This window comes from Streptomyces torulosus, from assembly GCF_001419765.1.
Taxonomy (GTDB): domain Bacteria; phylum Actinomycetota; class Actinomycetes; order Streptomycetales; family Streptomycetaceae; genus Streptomyces; species Streptomyces torulosus.
The window spans coordinates 1-8,241 of sequence record NZ_LIRK01000440.1; the positions used below are offsets into that span (position 1 = coordinate 1).

The window sequence follows — 8,241 nt, forward strand, 5'->3', positions numbered from 1 at the left end:
CCCGTGGCCCCGTCCGTGGCCCCGTCCGTGTCCCCGGTGGTGCCCCCGCCCGTGGTGTCACCGGTGTCCCCGGTCGTGCCGCCACTGGTCGTGTCGCCGGTGCTGTTCCCGCCCGTGGTCCCGTCCGTGTCGCCGGTGGTGCCACCGCCCGTGGTCCCGTCCGTGTCGCCGGTGGTACCGCCGCCCGTGGCCCCGTCCGTGGCCCCGTCCGTGTCCCCGGTGGTGCCGCCGCCCGTGGTGTCACCGGTGTCCCCGGTGGTGCCGCCGTTGTTCTGGCCGTCGGTCGTCGTACCGGTCGTGCCGTTGGCTTCCTCCTCCGTCACCGTGAAAGAGGCGGTGGCCTGATAGGTGGGGTAGTCCGTGCACACGGCCTCCACCGTGTGCTTCGTCGCGGAGGAGCCCTCCGGCACGGCGAACGTCCCGGAGATGTTCCCCTCGCCGTCCGGCCTGAGCCCGGGGGCGAGCGAACTGCCGTCGTCCCACGAGACCCTCACCGCTGAGCAGTTGAATCCGATACCGGTGACGGCGACGGACGTCCCGGAGGGACCGCGGTCGGGCTTCAGCAGGAGGTCCTGGCGCGCGCCGTGGGGCTCGGTGACGGTGAACGTCGTGCCCTCGCGATCACTGTTGCTGCAGTAGACCTCGACCGAGTACGTGCCCGGCTTGGCGTCGGCCGGCACGGTGAAGCTGTCACCGTGGATCAGGGCGTCCCCGTACTGCCGGTTCCAGGCGATGGCGGTGATCGTGTAGGACACCGTTTCCTCGGTCGAGGAGTCCGGATCGGAACTCGGCTCGGTGCAACCCGGGTAGTGGGCCTTGACGTAGGTCCCGGGCGGCCCCTGCCCCGGATCCAGGGTGACACTGGGCGCCTTGGCCACCACCGTGCCCGCCCCCGAGAACGCCGTCGGCATCCACGCGACCGCGATGCTCATCAGCAGGGCGGTCAGCGCTCGCAGGACGAATCGCGTGGAGTGCATCAGCCGAAAAAGGTGAAGGTGTAACAAAAAGTGGGGGCGGCTGGTCCCCTGGCAGGCCATGGGCCTCGGACACCGCTTCTCTCATTGTCCTCCGCTCCTCCGCTGCCCGCTCGTCAGCCCGTACTGCTCGGCTTCCTTCACCTGTGCATCCTTCAACTTCGGCCCCCGACACGGCGTGATGGTCGGGCCACCCCACAGGGGTGTTCCCGCGGCAGGCCGGGGGAGGCGGCCCGCCGCGGGCACTCGGGGGAGCGTGAAGGGGAGACGGGGCGGTCGTCGCGCCCTCGGGGCGGGCCCGGTTACTTCGCGACCGTCAGCAGTTCCCTCTCGTCCGCCGACAGCTCCACCCTGTCCGCGTACAGCAGCGCCTGCCCCGGCGCGAAGACCAGCGCCACCTCGCCCGCCAGCCCCCCGTTGCCGCTCAGCACCTGGACCACCTGGTCGCCGAGGCGGACGTCGTACTCGTAGCGGGAGCCGACGTAGGAGCTGGTGATGACCTCGGTGGTGAGGCGGTTGACGCCCGCCGGGGTTTCGGCGGACGCCACCACCTCCAGGCGCTCGGGGCGGACCGCCACCGTCACCGACTCGCCGACCGCGACCCGGCGTTCGCTGTCGACAGCCACCACCTCGCCGCTCGCGTCGAGGCGTACGCCGTGCCGGACGCCGTCCAGTCCGACCACCTTGCCGGTGAGGAAGTTGCAGCGGCCCACGAAGGCCGCCACCGCCGGGGCGGCGGGCTGCTCGTAGATCTCGTGCGGGGTGCCGATCTGAATCATGTTGCCGCCCTCCATGACGGCGATCCGGTCGCTCAGCGCGAGGGCCTCGTCCTGGTCGTGGGTGACGTACACCGTCGTGATGCCCAGCTCCTCCTGGAGCCGCTTCAGCCAGGCGCGGGCCTGCTCGCGCAGTTTCGCGTCGAGGTTGGACAGCGGCTCGTCGAGGAGCAGGACCGTCGGCGAGTACACCAACGCCCGTGCCAGCGCCACGCGTTGCTGCTGGCCGCCGGAGAGCTGGTGCGGGTAGCGGCCCGCCAGCGCGGCCAGCCCCACCTTGTCCAGCGCGTCGTGTATGAGGGTCTTCTGCCTGTCCTTGGGCACCTTGCGGATGTTCAGCGGCAGCGCCAGGTTCTTCGCGATGGTCATGTGCGGCCACAGGGCGTACGACTGGAAGACCATGCCGAGGTTGCGTTCCTCGGGCGGGAGGAAGACACCGGCCGACGCGTCCACGAAGGTCCTGCCACCCACCGCGATCGAGCCCTGCGTCGGCTGCTCCAGGCCCGCGATGCAGTTCAGCGTCGTCGACTTGCCGCAGCCGCTCGCACCGAGGAGCGTGAAGAACTCGCCGTCCTTGATGGTGAAGGTGACGTCACGCAGGACGGAGTTGTCGCCGAACGTCTTCGCCAGGTTCTTGACGGTCACCTCAGGCATGGTGCTTTCCCTTCATGAGCAGTCCCGCCAGGGCGACGAAGACAGCGGTGATGCCGATCTGGAGGGTGGCCAGAGCGGCGACGGACCCGGCCCTGCCCTGCGTCCACAGGCTGAGCATGGTGGTGCCGAGGATGTTGTTGTCGGCCGAGCTGAGGAAGACGGCCGGCGAGTACTCCTTGAGCATGATCACGAAGGTGAGGACGAGGGCTCCGGCGAACGCCGGGGTGACCAGGGCCCGCAGGACCCGGAAGAACGTCATCAGCCAGTCGGCGCCGGAGACGCGGGCCGCGTTGTCCAGCTCCCCGCCGATCTGCATGATCGCGGGGGCGACCGACCCGAACGCGCTGGGCAGGGCCCGCATGCCGAACGCGATGATGACGGCGTAGATCGTCCCCTGGAGGACGGACCCCATGCCGAACGGGGCGAGTGCGAACGCCCAGAAGAAGCCGATACCGATGATGATGCCGGGCAGCGACTGCGGGATGAGGGCCAGATACTCCACCGCACGGCCGAAGCGGAACGTGGAGCGCCGGGCCACCATCACCGCGCACACGGCGAGCGCGGACACGACCACCGAGCCGACACCGGCCACGATCAGGCTGTTCCACAGCGACTGCACGTAGTTGTCGGAGTCGAGGACCAGCGCGTAGTTCTTCGTCGTCACCGTCCGCAGCGGCGACTGGAGCGGTGTGAAGACCAGGGTGAAGGACCGCATCACCAGGCCCGCGATCGGGATCAGGGCACCCACGACGACGTACAGCCAGATGAACGCGATGCTCACCCACTTCAGCCAGCCCAGGTCCAGCTTCCGCGGCCGGGTGACCTTGCCGCGTACGGAGACGAACCGGGCCGCGTCCTTCAGCAGCTTCGCCTGCACGGCGACCAGGCTCAGGGTGACGACGAGGATGACCGTGGAGGCGGCGCCCAGCATCGTGTAGTCGGGGTCCACCGACTGAAGTCCGTTGTGGTACAGGAACGTCGAGAACACGTCGATGTCTACGGGCTGCCCGTACAGCAGCGGCACGCTCAGCGTCTCGATGGAGACGGAGAAGACGAGGATCGCGCTGTAGACGATCGGCGGCCGCAGCAGCGGCACGATCACCTGGGCGAGGATCCGGAAGGGGCCCGCCCCGCACACCTGGGCCGCCGATTCGAGGGACGCGTCCGACTGGCGCAGCGCGTTGGCGCAGAAGACGTACGCGATCGGGGCGAGCGCCACGGCCTCGGTGAGCGCCATGCCGGGGATCGAGTACAGGTTCCAGGGCACACTGCCGAGGACCTGCTGGACCTTGACGCTGACGAACCCGGCGGGGCCGTACATGATGATCCAGCCGAAGCCCAGGATCAGCGACGAGATGAAGAACGGCCACTGCATGGCGAGGGCGATCAGCCGCCCGCCGGGCAGCTTGGTCCGCACGACCACGATCGCCATGGGGATGGCGATGGCCAGGCTCAGGGCCGTGGTCAGCGACGCGAACAGCAGGGTGTTCAGGGCGACTTCACCGAAGCCGGCCTTGGTGAACAGGTCGGTGTAGCCGCTGAGGGTGAACGCGCCGCCCGCCTCGTAGAGCGGGCGGTTGCGGATGCTCTGGTAGAGGGTCGGGACGATCGGGGCCAGCACCAGGACGGCGAGGAACGCCAGGATCGCGTACTGGACCACCGTGTCCCGCCCGACTCCGAGCGGGCGCCGGTAGCGCGGCGGCGCGAACGACTCCGCGGGTGACGCTCCGACCGGGGTCCCGGGCGCTTTCGGCATCCCCGGTGTGCCGGGCGGCTGGGTGAGGGTTGACATCTGCTCTGACTCCGATCGTCCCTGACCCGCGCCTACTTGCGCAGTCCGTCGAAGCGCTCCAGCCAGGCCGCGGCTTCGTCCTTGGCGACCTGCGCGTACTTGACGTGGATGATGTTCTCCTCGCCGACCGCGTCCACGACCTCCTGGTAGGTGTGCAGGCCCTCGCCCTTCACGCCCTCGCGGTACGAGGCGAGACCGCCCTCGGCGACCGCGCGCTGACCCTCGTCGGAGAGCGCGAAGTCCAGGAAGAGCTTCGAGGTCGCCGGGTGCGGGGCCTCCGCGGCGATGCCGATGCCGCGCGGCAGCACGACCGTGCCGTCCTTCGGGAAGACGATCTTCACCAGGCCGGCGCTGTCCTCGACCACCGGGTACGCGGGGGAGGCGCTGATCAGGAAGCCGGCCGAGTACTCACCGGAGACGATCTTCTCCAGCTGGGTGCCGGAGGACGTCTCCGGGCGGCTCAGCGGGAGGATCCGCCTCAGGTCGTCCCACGCCTCCGGGTTGCCCTCGGTGAGCGCCCGCGTCACCGTGAAACCGAACGAGCCCTCCGGGTCGCGGACCGTCACCTTGTTCTTGAACGTGTCCTCGTCGGCCGTGACGATGTCCGCGAAGTCCGTCAGCGTCGTCGGCGGCTTCTCCATCAGCGAGGTGTTGTACGCGATGGTCATCGGGTCCTGCGACATCGAGTACACGCTCGGCAGCAGCTGCGCGCTGTCACCCAGCTCCTTCAACTCCGGCGACGTGTACTCCAGCACCGTGTTCTTGCGCGCCGAGAAGTCCGCCCACGCGGTCGCCGCGCTGGAGATCAGCACGTCCGCCGGGGACGAGCCGGCCGCGTTCTCGGAGAGCGTCTTCTGGAACAGCTCGTCGCTGTCCAGCTCGTTGACGGACACGGTCTTGATGAAGCCGTACTTCTTCTTGAAGTCCCGGACGATCGGCGCCATGTTCTCGTCGCCGAGGTTCGAGTAGACGGTGAGCTTGCCGCCCTCCTTCTCCGCCGCCTCGACCAGGTCGGCGTAGTCGGCCGGGTAGTAGTCCGGCACCTTGCCCGCGGAGATCTTGTTCACCGCGACCTTCGGCGCGTCGCTCTCCCCGCCGCCGCAGGCGCCCAGGGTGCCGAGCGCGAGGGTCGCCGCGACCGCGGCCGCCAAGGGGCGCCGGACGGGACGCCGATACGTGACTGCCGTGCCGGTGACGGGTTCGGCGATGTGTCCGGTACCGAAGTGGCTGGATCTGGCCATGGTTCTCCTCCTGGCGCGTGCCTGCTGGCAGCTGTTGCCGGGAGGTTAGGGACCCAGGTCAGACCGGTAAATCCTTCACCGGCCAGAGCTCGTACTGCTCGTATTGGTCGTTGTGTACGTGACGCGAGTCACCGCCGCTGAGCAGGCATGAATGGCTGAGAACAGCCGCCTTCGACGCGTGCTGCGAGCCGCCGGACGGGACGGCCGCGCACCCGCTCAGCCGTACCGGATCAGTACCGGCCGCTCCGTGACGCGTTCCGTGTCGCGGTGGTCGACCTCGCGTGCCGTGCCGTCGAGGTACTCCACCCTCCGGGCACCGGCGCCGACGGGGAGGTCGGCGGTGCCCGTGTGGGTCCAGCGGACGCGGGCCGTGCGGCGGGTGCCGTCGGGGGCGGGAACGAGGAACTCGCACTGCCAGACGTTCTCGGGCAGGGCGTTCCGCGGGCCGTGGCCGCAGGAGCGGATGTCCGCATGGGCCAGCCACCGCTGGAGGCGGGCGACGAACAGACCGGCCCTGGTGGGGGGCCGGCCCTCGGCCTGGAGGACGACGGGGATGCCGCCGTTGCCCCACGCGTAGAAGTACATGCGGGCCAGGTTCCGGTTCCGGGCGTACAGGCCCGTCAGATAGAAGCGCACCGCGTGGTCGGCCGCCGTGTCCTCCCGCAGAGGATCGTTCAGCGGCAGCGTCTGGATGGTCCCGGTGTTCCACAACGGCAGGTGGTAGCCCGCCCGGTGGAAGGTCCGGTCGACATCGCGCACCGCCTCCAGCATGGTCTCCGGCGGGTCGCTGATCCGCCGCTGGTAGAGCTTGATCCCCGCCGCGTCGCAGTACTGGTAGCCGCCCGCCGCGGCGAAGCGCAGCAGGAACTCGTGTGCCCCGGTCTCCCAGAGTCCGGTGATCGAGGGGCACACGACGGTGGCGTCCGCGTCGGCTTCCCGGATGATGCGGCTCGCCCGACGGGTCATCTCGACGAGTGTGGTCACGCTGCCGTTGTAGTGGTGGTCGTGGTTCGCCATGACCCACAGTTCGTACGCGTCGATACGGGCCCCCGCGTGGCGTACGAGAGCGCGTACGAACGCGTCCCAGTCGTCGAGGTCGTCCGGGGGCGCCGCCCGGGAGCCGTCGGGATACGCGGCCTTCCGGGCGTTCGGGGCGGCCCAGGAGGGCGTACCGCCGAACACGAACAGCGTGGGCAGGCCCTCCCGGTCGGCGCCGTCGAGGAGCCGGTCGAGCGTGGACCAGTCGTAGCCCCCGCGTGCGGGTTCCAGCTGTGCCCAGCGGGTCTCGCTGTCCCACAGTCTCAGTGCGCCGGTACGAAAGGAGGGCATGGCTCCGCTGGAGCTGTTCATCGTCACACCGAACAGTTCCGGATCTACGGGCTGCGGCGCCCGCGTCCAGCCCGTCGCCCCGAGCGGCGCCGGCACGGCCACCGCCGCCGACTCGTGCGGGGCGCTCGCGACGGCGGTGCAGAGCACCACCAGCGCCATGACGACGGCGAGGACGAGCCTCGTGCCCGGCGACCGCCGCCGAACGGGAGCAGGGCCCACCCTCGACCCCCTCAAGGGGCCGGCCCTCTGATCCTGCGTCTGCTCCCGCCCTTGATCCTCTCCCCGCTCCTGACCCTCTTCCCGCTCCTGTCCCTGTCGCTGCTCCTGCTCCGTCGCGGCCTTCCAGTGCCGCAGCAACTCGTTGAGCTCGTCCGCGTCGGCCTCGCACTCCTTGGCGATACGCACCACGAGGTCGTAGTCGCCCGGCACCCCCTTGCCGGTGCAGTACCGGTGAAGGGTGGAACTGCTGGTGAAGACCCGCCGCCCCAGCTCCTGGTAGCTGAGGCCGCTGCGCGTCTTCAGCCTCGCCAGAACGGCGGCCAACTCCCGCGCGCCCCGCGTCCCGTCCAAGCCCTCACCCCCGTGACGCCTTGCTCCGATGCGCTTTCAGCATTCCACGCGCGTCCCGAACCGTCTGCATCACACCAGGTGGACGAACGGCCCGCGTCCCAGGCCGACTTGGGACACGGGATCACTGGTCCCGGCCCTGGACGGAACAGCACAGTTGATCTCGCCGGGTCGTGAGCGAGAACGGCCCGGAACGAACGCGACACAGAACGGGGACGCATCACATGTCACGAGTCCGACGCGGAACGACGGCTGCTGCCCTGGCCGCCCTGCTCATCACCACGCTGGCCGGCGGAACGGCGGCGGCCGCCGAGACCGCCACGAAGGCGAAGACGTGCGACTACAACCAGATGGACAAGCCCGCCTTCAGGAGCCACAAGGGCAAGGGCACCGACAAGTACAACGACGGCAAGACCAAGAAGTACGGCCGTGAACTGATCCTCTCGACCGGGATCAAGCCCAGCAAGGACTACTCCGCGGCGATGCTCAGCGGGAAGGTGCGCAAGGGCGACGAGGTGTGGGTCGACATCAGCCACGAGAAGGGCAAGGACTGGAAGGGCCCCTGCGGCAAGGTCAAGGCCAAGAAGGGCAAGAAGACCTACTCCAAGTGGTTCGTCCACTCCGGTGGGACCGTCGAGGGCCGCTGGATACGCGCCTGCGCCCGCACCACCACGGGCGCCACCGACAACGGCAAGCGCGTCACCTGGTGCGCCGACATCGGCGACGTGAAGTCGAAGAGCGGCGCCTACTGGTGGACGGACAAGGACTAGGACCCTGACCGCCCGCCCGCCGGCGACCGCAGGTGCTGCGTGAGCTTCTGGAGCCGTTCCCAGGACGCCGGGTCCTCGCCGTCGCCGAGGGGGTAGTGCAGGGCCGGGCGGGTCGTCGGGCCGAGGGATGTGGGGGGC

6 protein-coding genes and 1 pseudogene are annotated in these 8,241 nt (G+C 69.6%); 1 reads left to right on the plus strand and 6 read right to left on the minus strand.

Annotated features, from left to right (window positions below; translation table 11 throughout):
• The 5 genes and pseudogenes from AOK23_RS28415 to AOK23_RS28435 form a co-directional block, all read right to left on the minus strand.
• Nucleotides 1–977: pseudogene (locus AOK23_RS28415) on the minus strand (hypothetical protein); the annotation flags it as partial.
• Nucleotides 978–1,276: 299 nt separating this feature from the next.
• On the minus strand, nt 1,277–2,404 hold the full coding sequence (locus tag AOK23_RS28420; protein WP_055715474.1) for an ABC transporter ATP-binding protein: 1,128 nt from the start codon (nt 2,402–2,404) through the stop codon (nt 1,277–1,279).
• A complete protein-coding gene (locus tag AOK23_RS28425; RefSeq protein ID WP_055715475.1) occupies nt 2,397–4,196 on the minus strand; it encodes an ABC transporter permease in 1,800 nt (599 codons plus the stop codon). Before AOK23_RS28425 ends, AOK23_RS28420 begins: the two co-directional genes overlap by 8 nt.
• A 32-nt stretch (nt 4,197–4,228) precedes the next feature.
• Complete coding sequence (locus AOK23_RS28430) at nt 4,229–5,437, minus strand: ABC transporter substrate-binding protein (RefSeq protein ID WP_055715476.1); 1,209 nt, start codon at nt 5,435–5,437, stop codon at nt 4,229–4,231.
• Between the two features lie 216 nt (nt 5,438–5,653).
• Nucleotides 5,654–7,336 (minus strand): helix-turn-helix domain-containing protein, encoded by a 1,683-nt coding sequence (locus tag AOK23_RS28435; RefSeq protein WP_063791416.1) that lies wholly within the window; start codon nt 7,334–7,336, stop codon nt 5,654–5,656.
• Between the two features lie 221 nt (nt 7,337–7,557).
• Here AOK23_RS28435 and AOK23_RS28440 point away from each other — a divergent pair, with 221 nt between their 5' ends.
• Complete coding sequence (locus AOK23_RS28440; RefSeq protein ID WP_055715478.1) at nt 7,558–8,103, plus strand: hypothetical protein; 546 nt, start codon at nt 7,558–7,560, stop codon at nt 8,101–8,103.
• Here the strand turns inward: AOK23_RS28440 and AOK23_RS51530 are convergent.
• Nucleotides 8,100–8,241, minus strand: a 142-nt coding sequence (locus tag AOK23_RS51530; protein WP_276205766.1) for a DUF6177 family protein, incomplete at its 5' end; no start/stop codon positions are given. The two genes, AOK23_RS28440 and AOK23_RS51530, sit on opposite strands and share 4 nt — an antisense overlap.